12 protein-coding genes are annotated in these 17,042 nt (G+C 52.9%); 7 read left to right on the top strand and 5 right to left on the bottom strand.

Annotated features, from left to right (window positions below; translation table 11 throughout):
- Positions 1-106 precede the first annotated feature (106 nt).
- Positions 107-526, top strand: coding sequence for a hypothetical protein (locus B9T62_RS39795; RefSeq protein ID WP_157794165.1), 420 nt, complete (start codon positions 107-109; stop codon positions 524-526).
- Positions 527-1,397: 871 nt separating this feature from the next.
- Here B9T62_RS39795 and B9T62_RS37350 read toward each other — a convergent pair.
- Complete coding sequence (locus B9T62_RS37350) at positions 1,398-3,554, bottom strand: alpha-galactosidase (protein WP_087919867.1); 2,157 nt, start codon at positions 3,552-3,554, stop codon at positions 1,398-1,400.
- A 26-nt stretch (positions 3,555-3,580) separates the two neighbouring features.
- Positions 3,581-6,124, bottom strand: a complete 2,544-nt coding sequence (locus tag B9T62_RS37345) for a beta-mannosidase (protein WP_087919866.1) — start codon at positions 6,122-6,124, stop codon at positions 3,581-3,583.
- A 202-nt stretch (positions 6,125-6,326) separates the two neighbouring features.
- Here B9T62_RS37345 and B9T62_RS37340 point away from each other — a divergent pair, with 202 nt between their 5' ends.
- The 6 genes from B9T62_RS37340 (at position 6,327) to B9T62_RS37315 (ending at position 13,732) form a co-directional block, all read left to right on the top strand.
- A complete protein-coding gene (locus tag B9T62_RS37340; protein ID WP_087919865.1) occupies positions 6,327-7,676 on the top strand; it encodes an ABC transporter substrate-binding protein in 1,350 nt (449 codons plus the stop codon).
- Between the two features lie 93 nt (positions 7,677-7,769).
- Positions 7,770-8,663 (top strand): carbohydrate ABC transporter permease, encoded by an 894-nt coding sequence (locus tag B9T62_RS37335; protein WP_087919864.1) that lies wholly within the window; start codon positions 7,770-7,772, stop codon positions 8,661-8,663.
- A 2-nt stretch (positions 8,664-8,665) separates the two neighbouring features.
- Positions 8,666-9,499 (top strand): carbohydrate ABC transporter permease, encoded by an 834-nt coding sequence (locus tag B9T62_RS37330; RefSeq protein WP_087919863.1) that lies wholly within the window; start codon positions 8,666-8,668, stop codon positions 9,497-9,499.
- Between the two features lie 135 nt (positions 9,500-9,634).
- Entirely contained in the window at positions 9,635-11,455 is a 1,821-nt protein-coding gene (locus B9T62_RS37325; protein WP_087919862.1) for a sensor histidine kinase, read from the top strand.
- A 31-nt stretch (positions 11,456-11,486) separates the two neighbouring features.
- Positions 11,487-12,980, top strand: coding sequence for a response regulator (locus tag B9T62_RS37320; protein WP_087920573.1), 1,494 nt, complete (start codon positions 11,487-11,489; stop codon positions 12,978-12,980).
- Positions 12,981-12,994: 14 nt separating this feature from the next.
- Positions 12,995-13,732 carry a spermidine synthase gene (locus tag B9T62_RS37315; protein ID WP_087919861.1) on the top strand — a complete coding sequence of 246 codons (738 nt, stop codon included), beginning with the start codon at positions 12,995-12,997 and terminating at the stop codon, positions 13,730-13,732.
- Between the two features lie 21 nt (positions 13,733-13,753).
- Here B9T62_RS37315 and B9T62_RS37310 read toward each other — a convergent pair whose 3' ends face one another.
- Genes B9T62_RS37310 through B9T62_RS37300 form a run of 3 tightly spaced genes read right to left on the bottom strand, consistent with a single transcriptional unit; the run spans position 13,754 to position 16,988 of the window.
- On the bottom strand, positions 13,754-14,905 hold the full coding sequence (locus B9T62_RS37310) for an ABC transporter permease (protein WP_087919860.1): 1,152 nt from the start codon (positions 14,903-14,905) through the stop codon (positions 13,754-13,756).
- Complete coding sequence (locus B9T62_RS37305) at positions 14,905-16,026, bottom strand: ABC transporter permease (RefSeq protein WP_157794164.1); 1,122 nt, start codon at positions 16,024-16,026, stop codon at positions 14,905-14,907. Before B9T62_RS37305 ends, B9T62_RS37310 begins: the two co-directional genes overlap by 1 nt.
- Positions 16,027-16,052: 26 nt before the next feature.
- Positions 16,053-16,988, bottom strand: coding sequence for an ABC transporter ATP-binding protein (locus B9T62_RS37300; protein ID WP_087919858.1), 936 nt, complete (start codon positions 16,986-16,988; stop codon positions 16,053-16,055).
- Between the last annotated feature and the right edge of the window lie 54 nt (positions 16,989-17,042).

Genomic DNA, 17,042 nt, shown 5'->3' with positions numbered 1-17,042 from the left:
CTCTTTCAATATACCATAAATAAATATTTTAAAAAAGGGGTTATTTCCCTATAATTTGTCATGTATAATTATGGATGTAATTAAAAAAAGGAGATGATTTTAAATAATGTTCAAGAAAAGTAAAATTATTTCAAGTAGTTTAGTAGCAGCAATTTTATTAACAAGTGGACTCTCTGTTGCTTTGGCCGATACTGAATATGTAACATTTGGAACGACTTACCAATCATTTGATTTAAAAGTACCTGGAAATAATGTAAATAACTCTGAAGGTGAAACTGGATCTCAAACAAAAACTACTTCAGGAGCAAATGCAGGATTACAGATTAACTCAACAGGTGGAGCATCACTAGATGTACGCACTGAATCCCCCAATGGAAACGGTAGTTGGAAAGACGGAGTAACCTCTAGCGTTACTTATGGAGATATTGATAGTCCACAATTGTCAGGATCAAGTGTACATTTACAATTTAGTACAGGCTTATTCCAAGGCCCCGTACTTATTACAGGTAATTGGAGAAGTAACTAAACGCAATTATCATAATCGTATAAAAAATAACCCTGAGGGAATTTGAATTCCTGAGGGTTATTTCTCTTTACGAATTAAGGCGCAGTACGATGAGAATATAATAGACTTGGCTACGTGTAGGTTTCATAGGTTCGTTCATGGCATTGTGAGCATTATATTGAAAATACTAGTAGTAGAAATCCCCTCTAATTCCTTGCTGACCTACTAAGTAGTAACCACTTTCACATCTAATTACTCCGAACGGTCCACGGGATATTTCAGATGCTCACAGCGTCTGAATTGTAACCTCCTTGATTTATTTAACCAGTCCACACGTTGCAAAAGGATTCAACTGATGGCTACTCATCCCACTGCTCTACAAATGTAAAAAATCACATAAGTTTATCTCATGTAATCCGGCATTGAAGTTACCCGCAAGCCTTCAAGAACTGCCAGAATCCAGTCCTGCGAAGATCAGCTTCCAACAAACTCAGGTTCTCCTAGTCGCTGTCAGGCGCAGTACTTTGCGATATTCCCACTCTTCATATTATTAACAACTATAGAACGTGAACTTAAGAATGTGACATGCGAAGTTGCCAGGAAGCTCTATGTAGCAGGCTTTCTGGCAACTCCACTACTCCATTCTTAAGTTCATCTTATATAATTAAACAAATCAGGTTACTTTTACAATCTGTTCTACACTATACCTCAGCAGATTAAGCCTAACATTAGTAATAATTCCAGCCCTTATGCAAGTTCTCACAAACCAATTCAGACTAATATTTTCTGCGCCCTCACCCGCGCCGACCGGAATTCACGGGATCAATAACAAATCCCGCTATTCCTTCGCGCACAGCACAGCCTCCCCGGTTGGGCTGTGCTCCAACCTGTCCTATAGCCGTGCGCTCAACCGATAGCATCCGCTGACGTAGTCTTGCTGGATGTCCGGCAGCGCCAGCCCGGCCTGCATCAGCCGGTCGCCGCCATAGACCTCGCCGCTGCCTTGCACCGAGTAGTCGATGTGCGGGTTCAATCCCCGGAGCTTCAGCGTCCGGCGCGGCGGGTAAGGCACGGCCATTACCCGGAAGTAATACACCAGCGCCTCTCGCTGATCGTCCGAGACGAACATCCAGGCCGTCTCGTTGCCCTCGAACGGACTCTGCAGCCGGTACAGGTTACCCTGCTGCACAAGGCCGCGAATTCCCTTGTAATTCGCTACCTGCTCTTTCACCAGCTCCTTCTCCTCATCCGTGAACTTCGTCAGGTCAAGCTCATAACCGAAGTTGCCGGACATGGCCACATCCCCACGGAAGGACAGCGGCGTGACACGTCCGACCTGGTGATTCGGAACTGCCGAGACATGCGCGCCCATCGAGCTGACCGGATACACCAGGCTGGTGCCGTACTGGATCTTCAGGCGTTCCGCAGCGTCGGTGTCGTCGCTGGTCCAGGTCTGCGGCATGTAGTAGAGCAGGCCCGGATCGAAGCGGCCGCCGCCGCTGGAGCAGCTCTCGAACAGAATATGCGGGAAGTCCGTTGTCAGGCGCTCAATCAGCTCATACAGGCCCAGCACATAGCGGTGAGCGGTTTCCCCCTGGCGCTCAGCCGGCAGGCAGGCCGAGCCGATCTCCGTCAGATTGCGGTTCATATCCCATTTGACATAAGAGACCGGCACGGTGGAGAAGATCCGGCTCAGCGCATCATAGATGTACTGCCGGACCTCCTCACGGGTGAAGTCCAGCACGAGCTGCCAGCGGGCTTCGGTGCGGCGGCGTCCCGGCACATGAAGGCACCAGTCCGGATGGGCGCGGTACAGCTCGCTGTCCGGCGAGATCATTTCCGGCTCCACCCACAGGCCGAATTGCATGCCAAGGTCGTTGACCCGCTTCGCTACATCTGCCAGTCCGCCCGGTAGCTTACGCAGGTCCTCGGTCCAGTCGCCGAGCGAAGAGTTGTCGGAATCGCGCTTGCCGAACCAGCCGTCGTCTAGCACAAACAGCTCGATGCCCAGCTTCGAGCCTTCGGCGGCGATCTCCACCAGCTTGTCGGCATCGAAATTGAAATAGGTCGCCTCCCAGTTGTTCACCAGAATCGGCCGCTCCTTGTCGCGGTACATCCCCCTCACCAAGCGGGTGCGGTACAGGCGGTGGTAAATCCGCGACATGCCCCCGAGTCCTTCATCCGAGTAGACCATAACGGCTTCGGGGGTCTGGAAGCTTTCTCCTGCAGCCAGATGCCAGGAGAAATCAAAGGGATTCAGGCCAATGCAGAGACGGGTCGCGCCGAAGGCGTCCACCTCGGCTTCAGCCGCGAATCCGCCGCTGTAGACCAGCGAGAAGCCGTATACCTCACCCTGGTGCTCATCTGCACCGGGCTTGGCCAGCGCGGCAAACGGATTGTGCTGATGGCTGCTCATTCCGCGGCGGGACTGGAGCGCCGTGGTACCCTGCACCAGGCGTCTGCGGGTCAGGTTCGCTTCCCGGGACCAGCCGCCGGACAGATAGATCAGATCAAACTCGCCGTCTTCCGGGAAATCGACAGAGGCGCTCAGCGCGCGCAGCAGCTCAAGCGCGGCCGGGCCGTCGTTCACGAATTCTACCGAACGGGTGATGACATCCGTGTCGCGGTAGACGGTATAGCGCAATATAACGTTCAGCGACGCATAATCGTCGCGCAGGACAAGCTCCAGCGTATCCGCTTCCTCCGGAGACTCAACGTACACCGCCGGAAGCCCTGCAAGCTTCGGTTTGCCCGGCAACACCCGGTATCCGCTGTAGCGCAGCTCGGTAATCCGCGTGCCGTCTCCCAGCTTGACCTGATAGGCCGGCACGCGGAAATCTCCCGTGCCGTACTGCGGATATTCCTGCGGAAGCCGGTCCAGGGCGGTGTTGCCCGCCAGATGCGGCAGTCCGTCCAGATTGCCGTCCTGGCGCAGTTTTTTGCCCCAATATACATGCACCGGATAGTTATTGACCAGGCTGATAATATAACTCATACCCTTGCTTTGTAAATGAAAGGTTCCCTTGTCTTCCTGTATCCAAATTGCCACGGTCCGCTTCCTTCTCTCTAATTTTTTTAGCCCAGTAAATCTTCCTGTACATAGTCAGCCATCGAACGAATCTCAAGCCCCTTCGGCGCAGCCGGTATGAAGGCCTGCTCTCGATTGCCCCGCAGCATAAACTGTACCGTCTTCGGCTCGCCCGGAAGCAGATCGAAGAAGTTGTCCGAGAAGACGCCTTCCTCTTCGGCTGTCAGATACACCCCTCTGGCCAGCACGTCGCTGCTGACCATAAAGCCCACGCTGCCCGGAATCTCCGTTACCGTTAGAACCGGCCGGCTAAGCTTGATGTCCTTGCCCACATCGAAGTAGTGCTCCTTCCGCTCCAGTAGAGAGCCATCCGCCATTAGAGAAGCCAGCAACACCACTTGGCATGGATCGCAGCCCTCCAGTAATTCCGCAGTCGGCACTGTAAATACCACCGCCGCCGAATCGGCCTCCAGCTGAACCGGCTGCTTCCATTCCCGCAATAGCGAACCGCTGAAATCATGCAGCCGGAGTACCAGTTCACCAGCCAGCGGCTTCCGAAGATCTGAAACGGCATGTACTTGCAGGTTCACCCCGTCCATCTCTTCAATGGAGAGCAGGACATCCTGGAAGCTTCGGCGCACGGTATATTGCAGTGCTTTCCAACGTCCGTAGTAATCCATGCTCGCCCAAGAGGCTACCGGCCAGCAGTCGTTCATCTGCCAATACAAGGTGCCCATGCAATAAGGCTTGTTTCTTCTATGGCTCTCAATCGCGATTCTCATCGCCTCCGCCTGAAGAATCTGGCTCATATACAGGAATGACCTGAAGTCCTTAGGCTGCGGCAGATAGATGTCCATATATTCTTTAATAAGCAGATTGCCGCGTCCGTTCTTCTGGTGCGCCAGCATGACTTCAGATTCCAGCTCCATATCCGCTTCCTCCGCGTAACTCAGCACTGATTTCAGCTCAGGGAAGGACTGAAAGCCGTATTCGCTCATGAAGCGGCCCACCTTGACGTTATAATTCTCAAAAGGCTCCATCCCGTGCCACACGCCCCAGTAATGAATATCTCCCTCACCCATGATCCGTGTTGCATGCTGGTTTATATCCTTAGTAAGCTCACGCAGCGGAGAGGATGGCCAGTAATCGGCACCCGGATGATAGGCCGCTACCGCTTCCGGCAGAATACGGTGGAAGATCTCCTCGTAATAACCCCAGAGCGTCTCGCGGATTTCGCTGCTGTAGCCTTCTTTCCAGCCCCAGCCCTTATCGTCCTCATAATGAGACCAGGCAGAGTCAATCTCATTGTTGCCGCACCACAGGGCGATGCAGGGGTGATTGCGTAATCTGCGCACGTTGTATTCCGCTTCTTTCCGCACATTATCAAGAAAAGACTCATCTCCCGGGTACATGCTGCAGGCAAACATGAAATCCTGCCAAACCAACAGCCCATACTCATCACACAGCCGATAAAAGGGCTCTTCCTCATAAATCCCGCCGCCCCACACCCGCAGCATGTTCATGTTCGACTCTACCGCTGTCGCGATCTCGTGCCGGTAGCGTTCCTCAGTTACTTCCGTGATGAAGCTATCGTTCGGAATATGGTTTGCGCCCTTGGCGAACACCGGAACACCGTTCAGCTCAAAATGAAACGAAGCGCCCCGGTCATCCGGTTTGCGGATCAGCTTGATCTCCCGCAGTCCGGTGGTCACTTCAGCACGGTCTACTGCCGTCCCGCTCTGCAGCAGCTCCGCCTGGATTGAGGTTAATTCAGGCGCTCCTAGTCCATTGCACCACCACAGGCGCGGATGATCAATTACGAGCTCCAGTTCCACTGTACGCTTGCCAGAAGGAAGAGTAACCGTTTGCATCCATTCCTGTCCTTCCGCAGTGATCCGCAGCATGCCCTCCCACACCTCCGGCGTGTCCACTTCCACGACAGCCGTAAGCCGCGCCTCTTCCTGCTTGACTGCATTCTGACGGATATAGAGATCCGTAATTACTGCAGTATCCCGGCCTTGCAGCACAGCCTCCCGCCAGATTCCGCTGGTCAGAAGTCTCGGGCCCCAGTCCCAGCCATAATGATATGGGGCTTTGCGCGCAAACACACTAATCCGTTTCGCCTCAAGTCCGCCCAGCTCTGATTGATCATTAGGGGCCGGCAGATCATAACCCAGCTGAGCCAGCTTAGGCAGGTCTTCCTTAACCACAGAACGGAATCTTACAAGAATCTCATTATCACCAGCTGCCAGCAGGCCTTTGACGTTTACAGTCCAGGACCGGAACATGTTGTCTGCTGACAGCACATGGACCTGATTCACATAAACATCGGCATAGGTGTCCAGACCCGCAAAGACCAGTTCCGTAATAGCCAGACTCTGCCAATCCTTTTCCAGCCGCAGTTTGCTTCTGTACTCCCATTCTATCTTGTCGATCCATTGCAGTTCGTGCTCGTTCTTTCCAATGAAAGGTTGCGAAATGAGTTCATTGCGCAGCAGATCAGTGTGTACGGTTCCCGGCACAACCGCCGGAAGCCACGTTTCATTGTCACAGGCTCTAAATTCCCAGTTCTCTAGCTTGATTGTTTTCATGATACCTCCTGAAGGATACTTAGTTGAGTTTGCTGTATTTCCTTGTGTTTTGTTATCTTATCGTTATTTACCCGCTAATTATACCCTCTTAAAGAAAACAAATAAAGACAATAAATAATAATTGAATCCATTTAATAACTACTGATATCGCGCTATAATATTCATGTAAACGCTAACAAATAAGCGAAAAGGGGAAAACTCAATGAGAAACAAGTTATTTTCGTTATCTTTTGTTATGGCACTTTCCTTATCAACAGCCCTTACCGGCTGTGGTTCAAACAACAATAACAATACTGGCGCTGCAGCAACTGAGCAGCCTGTAGCTACAACGGCTCCCGAAACTGCAACGAATGCTCCCGCTGAAGCCACAAAAGAACCGGCTGCGGGCGGTGCCGACATCAGCGGCAAAATCACCTTCCTGACCAACCGCACAGACATGATCGGCAAAGAATACGACGAATATTTAAAGCGCTTTAATGAGAAATATCCGAACATTGAGGTCGAGCTGGAAGCTTCCCAGACCGACTACAACCAACAGTCTAAAGTAAGAATGGCCAGCGGGGAGCTGCCGGATATCATGTTTATCCCTACGATCCCGAACTCCGACCTGCCGAAATATTTCGCAGAGCTGGATGATCTGGGCTTGAACGATCAAATTACCTTCAAAGACTTCAAGTCCTTCGAAGGCAAGCTCTACGGCATTACCACAGGGAACTCCACTTCAGGCATTGTTTATAACAAAAAAGCCTTTGCCGATGCCGGCATTACCGAAGTGCCGAAGACCTGGGATGACTTCCTGGCCGCCTGCGAGAAGCTGAAAGCCAATGGTGTCATTCCGCTGGCCTCCAACTTCAAGGATAAATGGCCGCTGAACGACTGGGTATATGCTGTGCCCCGCATCATTGAAGGCAAGGCCGATTTCCCGAACGACAAGCTGGGCAGTGATACTCCTTTTACCATGGACAACGGGTACGGCAAATCGTTCAGTCTGCTCAGAGAGCTTAACGAAAAGGGTTATCTGGAGAAAGACATCAACTCCACCAACTGGGAGCAATCGAAGAAGGATATCGCTTCCGGCAAATTCGCCATGTACTTCCTGGGCAACTGGGTGATCAACCAGATCACCGGTGCCGGCACTACCTCTGACAATGTAGGCTTCTTCCCATTGCCTTATGACAATTCCGGCACACCTGTCGCACCGCTCAGCCCGGATTTCTTCTATGCCGTTGCCAAAGACAGCAAGCATGTGGATGCCGCCAAGGCTTTTGTGAAATGGATGATTGAAGAGTCAGGCTACGAGGATTTCGCCGGCTTCATCTCCCCGCTGAAGGGCAAAGAGTCCACATTGCCTCAGCTGAAGGAATTCCAATCGACCGGAGTGGTGCTGCAGGAAGGCACGGTGGACAATGCCACGGTTACCGAGATCAGCAACAAGGCACAGCTTGACCTACCGGCTGTTCTGCAGGAATTCGTATTGGCCAAGGACCCGCAAACCGTCTTTGACAAATGGAATAAAGCCTGGGCCAAAGCCAAAAAAGACCTCGGCCATTAGACCCTAATTGATCCGGCAGAATGGATTATCGCCTTCCTGGATAATCCATTTTGCTGTCATACTCCCAAGGCTACGATGAAAGAAGGGTTAGCGATGTTCGGAACATTATCCTATAACAAACAGAAGACGATCATTATCGTATCGTTCCTGCTGATTCCACTGATACTGCTGGGGACGTTCACGTATTATCCGGCGCTTAAGCTGGTCTACTACAGCTTTACGAATTGGGACGGCTACAGCCCCGAGAAGCCCTGGGTGGGCCTCGACAATTACAAGGAGGTCTTCTCCAATCCCGATATCTTCAAGGTGTTCACCCATAACTTCGCTTATTTCGTGATGGGCCTCATCCAGAACATTGTTGCGATCTATTTCGCGGTGTTGCTGAACAGCAAGCTGCGCGGCAAAAACGCGTTCCGGATCATGCTTTTCCTGCCTTATATTATGAATGGGGTCGCCGTAGCTTTTATGTTCGGATATGTTTTTGACACCACCAACGGCTCGCTCAACCTGTTCCTGAACAGCATCGGACTCACCGGACTTGGCCAGACCAGCTGGCTCGGCACCGAGACCTTGGTCAACTATTCGCTGGCCTCCACCGGCCTCTGGCGGTTCATGGGCTATAACATGGTCATTTACATCGCTTCGCTGCAGGCCATTCCACGTGATATTTATGAAGCCTCCAAGATTGACGGGGCCAGTTCGCTCCAGACCTTGTGGAGAATCACGCTGCCCAACATGAAGACTGTTATTCAGCTGAATCTGTTCCTCACCGTTACCGGAGCGCTCGAAGTGTTCGATCTGCCCTTCGTCCTGACCAAAGGCGGACCTGCCGGTGCGAGTCAGACCTACGTGCAGCGTGTCGTCGATACCGCATTCGCTTTTAACAATTACGGCTTGGCTTCAGCTATGAGTATTATCCTGCTGTTTTTTGTAGTAGTGGTTCTGCTTGTTCAGCAATTGGTGCTCAGCCGGGGAGGAGATAAGTAGATATGACACACTCTAAATTCCGCCTTACCGATTTCTTTAAATACCTGTCGCTGCTGATTGGCGTGTTCGTCGTCCTCTTCCCCCCCTATGTGGTTATCATCAACGCCTTCAAATCTACGGATGAATTCAACAGCAGCAGCTCGATGGCTCTGCCGAAGAGCTTCCTCAACTTTGACAATTTCGTTGCCGTCTTCCAGCGCGGGGGACTGCTCTCCGGGTTCGGCAATGTGCTGGTGATTATAATAATTACATTGACCCTGAACATTCTCTTTGGGACAATGGTAGCGTATGTGCTGGGCCGCTTCTCTTTCAAGCTGAAGCCGCTAGTGTTCGGCGCTTATCTGGTGGCAACGGTTATCCCCAGCATCACTACGCAGGTGGCGACGTTTGGCATCATCAAGAATATGGGACTCTACAACACACTGGGAGCGCCGATTGTATTGTACATTGGTGCCGACGTGATCCAGATCATTCTATATCTGCAGTTCATCCGCAATATTCCCGTAGATCTGGATGAGAACGCCATGGTTGAAGGAGCATCCCTGTTCAAAATATACCGTTCGATCATCTTCCCGCTGCTAGCTCCGGCAACAGCCACACTGGTGATTCTCAAAACGATCAGCATCTATAACGATATGTACATTCCTTACCTCTATATGCCCAAGCAGAGCCTGGGTGTGGTCACCACCATCCTCATGCGCTTTCAGGGCGTGAATTCTGGAGAATGGAACATGATCTGTGCCGCAATCCTGCTGATCCTGCTGCCGACGGTGGTGCTGTATTTCTTCCTGCAGCGCTATATCTTTGAAGGTGTAACCAGCGGGGCAGTCAAGTAGAAACGGCTTCGCCGTCCTCTGCAAGAGCATATGCTTCCGAAGCAGCGATACTACGTATCGCTTTCAGGCATCCGTTTCAGCGAGAAATAGAAGGATAAATTATAGCGTGCAACCTACCGGAAAGGAATAACAACGATGGTATCCTCTCTTCGTGGCTTCATTCGCAACCTGTGGTTATTCCTGGCCAACCTGCCGATGGAACGCAAGCTGATTGTCGTCTTCATCTTCCTGATCTCGCTGCCGATTACATATGTCAGCTACCTCTCCTCCCGCTCCATGTTCAACACTGTACTGGTCAATGCAACCGACAGCGCCGGCCAGATGACAGCCAACGCCTCGGGCACCATTGACCGCTACATTGCGGACCTTAAGCGCAATACGGCACTGCCCCTGTACAATACCGATGTGCAGTTCTATCTGGAGCAGCAGATTACCGACTGGGGCAAGAATACCACAATGTCCATGTTCCTGAGCTACCTGAACCACACCAAGGAAGAGATCGCAGCCGTATATCTGGTCGACCTGTATGGCTCAGTATTCTATGACAAGGATGCAAGCATCAACCAGCTCTTCCCGGCAGAACGGCTGGCCAAATGGAGAATACTCAGCGAAGCGGCCGGGGTCGCGCCTGTCATCCAAGGCAGACACACGATCCGGGTCAATTCGAATGAGCAGCGCGACGTATTCAGCATCTTACGTACAGTTTCCTCTGTAAGCACACTGAAGAATATCGGCATTCTCGTGTTTGATGTCGATATCAACCTGTTCAAGGGCATCACCGAAACAGTCAACGCTGTAACGCAGGGGAATACGCTGATTGTCGATCATTCAGGGGAATTGATGTATGCCAGTGATAGCCAGGATAATCCGTTACAGCGGGACGACATGGAGAAGCTGCATCTCCCCCAGCTGCTGGCGCAGGTGACACAGCCCGAAGGCCACTTCGAGCTCGATTTGGAGGGACAGTCCTATCTGGCTGTATATACCGTTTCCAAACAGACCGGTTGGACCACATTGGTCACCATTCCGCGCTCCCGCATTCTTTCACCTGTGGAGCGAAACCGCAACATGCTGATTATCACGACCCTGATCATCATTGCCTTTGCGCTGTTTGTGGCTACTGTGATCTCTCATGCGCTGACGAAGCCGCTGAAATCGATGGTCCGCCTGATGAAGCAGGTGCAGCACGGCAATCTGGAGGTCTGGCTTAAGCCAAGGTACAATGATGAGATCGGGATGCTTGGCAGCCACTTCAACCGGATGATTATCCGGGTCAAGGACCTGCTGCAGGAGGTCTCTCTTACGGAGAAACGCAAGCAGAAGGCCGATATGCGCGCACTCCAGAATCAGATCAACCCCCATTTCATCTACAACACGCTGGAATCGATCCGGATGCTGGCGGAGAGCAGCGATGATCCGCGGGTAGCCAAGCTGACCTATCTGCTCGGCCTGCAGATGCGGTACAGCATCACCCGCAGCGATGAGACTGTCACGATCAGGGAAGAGCTGGAGCATGTGCGCAACTACCTTGACCTGCTGCAGATCCGCTTCCCCGGTAAATTCAACTTAAGTATAGAAGTGCCGGACCGTTTCCTTCCGCTGCCTGTGATCAAGCTGGTGTTTCAGCCGATTGTTGAGAATGCGGTATTTCATGGGCTGGAGCGTAAGGAAGGGCCGGGCACGCTGGCTATCTCCGCCTGGAACGAGAACGGCAACGCCGTATTCTGTGTAGAGGACAACGGGGTTGGCATGGATGAGGACACCCTCCGCTCCCTGAACGGAAGTCTGAAGGATGGTGCCACCGGTGAGATGTTCGGCATTGGCCTGCGAAATGTGAATGAACGGGTCCGGCTGCATTACGGCAGTTGCTTTGGACTAAGCGTCGAGAGCAAGCCCGGAGCCGGGACCCGGGTCACGCTGCGGATCGAAGATGGCTCTGCCTATGAGGGAGAATGAATAATTTCATTACAGAGAGGGGATGGGCGGATTGCTGCAGATTGTAATTGTGGATGATGAGGTCCTGATTCGGGAAGGTCTGGCCCGCATGATTGCCAAGGAGAGCCGGGAGTTTCAGGTCACCGGAACCTATGGTGACGGGAAGCTGCTGCTGGATGAGCTTGATCCTGCTCATGTTGATGTCGTGATTACTGATATCCGTATGCCGCAGATTGACGGGCTGGAGCTGATCAAGCAGCTCAAAGCCACCCATCCGCGAATCCGCTGCATCCTGATGAGCGGCTTCGTTGAATTCAACTACGCCCGGGAAGCCATCCGCAGCTCGGCAGTCGACTACCTGCTTAAGCCGATCAACAAAGAGCAGCTGTTCGAGCTGCTGTACAGTCTGGACGAGGAGCGGCGGCTTCTGCGTGACACAGAGCAGCGCCAGCGCTCCGGGCTGCTGCTTACACTTCTGCATCTGGAGGAGCCTTCCCCCACGCTTTTGTCCGGCCTAACCTTGCCCCAGCCTCATTTCTTGCTGCTGGTGCTGAAGGCAGGCTCGTCAGAAGTCCTGGATGCCTGCTCCATCCGGCTGCGTCAGGAGCAGGACGGGCTGTTCGATCTGCTGGAGCTCCGCCAGGGACGGCAGGCCTGGATCTGGTACTCTCCAGAGCCGCTGGGTGACGAGGCTCTGGCTGCTATCCGCAGCCGGCTGCTTGCCGTCAACGGGCAACAGCTCCATGTCGGCTATAGCCGCTCGTATTCCAGTCCGGAACAGCTCAGACAGGCCTATCTGGAAGCGGGAGCGGCTTGCGATGCCGGCATTTTCAGCCCGGAACCGCTGTATTATGCAGGTTTTGAGCAGCTCCACCCGCTCAAAAGAACGAACGTCGACCCCTTTGCTTCGCGCCGGGAGGGGCTGATCCATGACCTGCAGATTCTCGATGTCGCCGGCGTAATGGAACGTATCCGCCAGTTGTTCTGTATGCTACAATCGCAGAAGGCCTCAACGGAGCAGATCATCCGTGTCTGCCGGCTGCTGGAGGAAACTGCTGCAGCCGAGCTGCAGGAATTCGAACCGCTCTACAGGAGTTTCGCAGGACGGCAGCTGGAGGAGCGGCTCGAGTCCTGCATGGCTTTTACTGACATGGAGACCACGTTTAGCTCTGTGTTCTCGGCCGCCCTTCACGCGATCCGCACCAGCCGCCTGGAAATGTCCGGCACGGCAATAGAAACCGTAAAGCGCTGGATCGCAGCCAACTACAACCAGCACTCGGAGCTGAATGCGCTGGCCCATATGGTGTATCTGACACCCAGTTATTTAAGCAAGCTGTTCAAGCAGGAGACTGGACTCACACTTACCGATTACATTATCGAAATCCGCATCCGCAAGGCCAAGCAGCTGCTGAAGCAGGCCCCTGACCTGAAGGTTCACGAAATTGGAGCCGAAGTCGGCTATGCTGATCCGGCTTATTTCAATAAGCTGTTCAAACGGGTGGTCGGCGTCACTCCCAGTGAATATAAACGAATCTCAATGGTGTAAGGAGCAGAAGGACCGTGAACCCAAGAATCCAGACCCGCAGCAGCAACCATGACATTACCGTGTATGACACCACAGAGCTGTACGGAGAGACCGGCAGATTCCGGGTCATGCAATTCTCCAACCTGGCCATTCAGGGCGCAATGGACCTTGATCAGCCGCAGCGCATTCTGTTTGAATATCCGCGGGCCATCCTTCATTTGATGGAGTGGAATCAGCCTTATTTCGAGGACGTATTTGTCATCGGCCACGGGATTGGTACGATTGCCGGCCATTACCCGGAGAAACGCTTCAAAGTAGCTGAGCTGGACGCTGAAGTCGTAGCACTTAGCAAATCGCATTTCGGATACAGCGGAGATAACGTATGGATCGGGGACGGGCGTCTCTTGCTGGCGCAGGAGAAACCGCAGACCTATGATTATATTGTGCTGGACGCCTTCACCGCAGCGGGAACCCCGCGCCATCTGGTATCCAGCGAATTCTTCAGTCTTACCAGGGAGAAGCTGGCATCCCATGGCGCCTTGCTGATCAACCTGATGGGCAAAGGCGAGCATGATCCGCTGATCAATGCGATTCATACCACCTTAAGTGAACATTACGGCCATATTGAAGCTTTCTGCCTCCCTTCAGGCACCGCTGGCGATCTGCTCAACATCCTGCTGATCGCCAGCAACCGGCCCCTGCGTTTCCAGGCCCGCCAGATGGCTGGCTTCAGCGGAATGAAGCCGGGCGAAGGGTATGTTATCCGGGACTAATAAGGCCTAGTAAGGCCTGAATCATACAAAGTTCCGGGTATCATTATTGCGCCCGAAGCTATAGGTCGCAATCAGGAAGAATACCATTGCGAAAGCGAACAGAACGACCAGATCAAAGCTGATTCCTGCCAGGCTTGTGCCGGACTGCAGACTGCTGAAGGACTCCAATACCCAGGTCTGCGGCAGGAAGCTGGCAATCCGCTGCACCGTATCCGGCATGATGCTGATCGGAAAGAAACAGCCGGAGATGAAGCAGGTTGGCGTAATAATCAGGTTCTGCAGCGCTGAAGCCGCAGCTGTACTGCGGGCAAGCGATACGATGACAAGCGAGATGCTGACAGAAACCAGGGCAAACATGCTGAGCAGCAAGAACAGGCGGCCAGCCGGAACTCCCGAGTTCAGCCCGAAGACCTGCTGCATGAAGAACAGCGTAACGGCGATTTGCAGCACCATGATGATGAGGTTAACGATAATATTGGACAATACATAGGTCCGGGCATTAATCGGCGAGGACAGCACGCGGAAATACGTCCGGTTCTCCCGGTTCCTGATAATCAGCTCTGACAGATTGAAGGCCGAAGTCATCATGAACAGCAGCAGGAAGCCAATCGACTGAAAGGTCAGGCGTTGCTCGGCAGAGCTGTCCGCTACCGCCTCAGTGGCAAGTTTGAAATCGGCATTCCGGTAGAGGCTGTTCAGTTCATCAAATTTCGTGCCATCCCCTTCAGCGGCTCCGGCTATCACACTTATATTGTCTATATATCCATAGAGCAGGGCTTTCATATAGGCTGTGACCTCCGCCCCCTTCACCGATTGGATCGTGATATGGGCCGGCAGCCCCTCAAGTACGCTCTGAGAGTAGCCGGGATCAAGGATCAGGCCAAGATCCAGGTCGCTTGCAGCAAGCTGCTGCTTCAGTTCGTCCGCCGTCACCTCCACCAGCTTCACGGTATCCATCGATTTCACGAAACCGATCGTGTCCATGGCGATCTGCGCCTCCCCGTCGCTGTTCACCACCCCCACCCTCAGCTCGGCTTCTCCTTGGGATCCATACAGTACGGTACACAGCAGAATTCCGGCAATCGGAAGTCCAAAATAGAGCAATAACGTTGAACGCTTGCGGAAGGTTGCCCTAAGGGTCCGTGTAACCAGAAACCAAATATCCTTAAGCATTAGATGCCCTCCCTTTGTCTTAAGATAATGATAGATGATCCCAGGAACAAAACCGCAAGTCCAAGATTCAGGCCAATGGCCCCCCACACTCCTGAGTTTGTATTGCCGTTAATGACAGCCGTTAGCGCCTGATGGGTCCAGTGCATCGGCGACCAATTGACCAGCCAGCCCAGCAGTCCTCCACCTTCACTGACTGGAAAGAACGCCCCTCCGGCCAATGAAGCCACCTGCAGAATGACCAGCACAATGCCCTGCGAGGCCGCCCCCTTCATCACATAACCGCAGGCCAGCCCTAAGCTGATAGCCATCGTAATCTCCGAGAGTAGTATCAGCAGCACCTCACCTGCCCGTTCTCCCCAATAGGCGCCGAATCCATATTTGCTGACCAGTATCAACAGTAGAACACAGAGCGTATTAATGACAAAGCTGCCGAGCAGCTTGCCGGTCAGAATCTCCCCCCTCGATACCGGAGCAATCGCCAGTCTCTGGGCGGTGCCGCGTGAAATTTCACTGCGGATCAGTCCGGACGCCGGCAATGCACTCCACAATCCGATCATGGCGGTCATGGCTACCGCATAATAATCGAGAGAGGTTGGCGTTCTCTCCGAGTTAACGGCAACCTCCCTGATATAGCTCTGCTCCGGCAGATCCGTGAACACCTTGTTCAGGCGCTCAGGAGCAGACTGCGCAACGACAGCAGCCAGATTATGGCGGTCTGTGAAGGAACTCAGCAGCCCTTGCACAATGTTGCTCTCAATCCCGCTGCGGCTGCTGGCATAAAGCAGAATCCCGTCATCCCGCAGCTCAATATAATCGGCATAACGGTTCAACTCCACCTCAGTGCGGCCATCCACTCCCTCAGCCGCAAGCTCGGTCTGCACCCCCGCGCGCTCCATACCGTCAGAGAACGAGCGAAAAGCTTTCGACAGTTCCACATTACTGCTTGAATCCTGGACCAGCACTTTAACCGGTGCAAGGTCCACGCCGCTCTCAAAAGCATTCGTCAACGTCAATCCCAAGATCAGGATCAACGCAAGCGGGAATGCCAGCATGAACAGCATCGTTCCCCAGTCACGCACTCCATGTTTGATTTCTTTGTAAGCAATTCTTAACGTATTCAACGGTTCCCCTCCTTCCATCGCTTGGATTAGTCTCTCAGCTTACGACCGGTAAGCGTCAGGAATACTGTTTCCAGATTCGGCTCCCGCTCCTCGACGGAGCAAATCTCTACGCCTTCCTCCAGCAGCTTCCTCAGAATCAGGTTTAAGTTCTCCATGCCCACATCGCTCTGAATCCGCAGCTGGCCCGCCTCCTGCATCACCAGCCGTACACCCGGAAGGGACTGCAGCAGACCGGCTTCCGTTCCTTCCGGTGATTTGATGTCCAGACTAATCTCCTTCACATCCGTGATACTCGCCTTAAGCTGCTCCTTGGTGCCTTCGGCAATAATCTTGCCATGGTCAACAATTGCGATTCGTGAGCAGATCTCTTCTACCTCCTCCATGTAATGGCTGGTGTAGATGATTGTGCTGCCCGTTTCATTCAGTGCCCGTACCGAAGCGAGGATATAATTGCGGGACTGCGGATCAATGCCTACGGTCGGCTCGTCCATAATAATCAGTTTGGGCTTGTGGGCAATGGCGCAGGCAATATTGAGCCTCCGCTTCATCCCTCCGGAGAAGGTCCTCGGCAATGCTTTGGCTTTATCACTAAGGCCAACGAAGGCCAGAGCTTCCAGCGAGCGTTCCTTCAGTCTGGCACCCCGCAGGCCGTACAGTCCGGCAAAAAAACTCACATTCTCATAAGCGGTCATGTCCTCGTAAATCGCCAGATCCTGGGGTACAATCCCCAGATTCAGCTTGGCGAACCGTCTTTGCTGCATAATATCCTTGTCCAAGATGCGAATCTCGCCTTTTGAAGGACGCAGCAGCATGGATATCATGTTAATGGTTGTGCTTTTACCGGCACCGTTGGCGCCCAGGAACCCGAATATTTCCCCCTGCCTGATCGAAAGCGACATATTGTCGACGGCGATGTAATCACCGAATTTTTTGGTCAGACCGCGAAGCTCCAATACGTTCATTCTGCTTGCCTCCCTTTTTTGCTTTATGACAGTATTATTTTAAGAAAAAAGGAT

This window comes from Paenibacillus donghaensis, from assembly GCF_002192415.1.
GTDB classification, from domain to species: domain Bacteria; phylum Bacillota; class Bacilli; order Paenibacillales; family Paenibacillaceae; genus Paenibacillus_AQ; species Paenibacillus_AQ donghaensis.
Note: the sequence above shows the minus strand (reverse complement) of the source record. Positions and strands in the feature narration are given on the sequence as shown.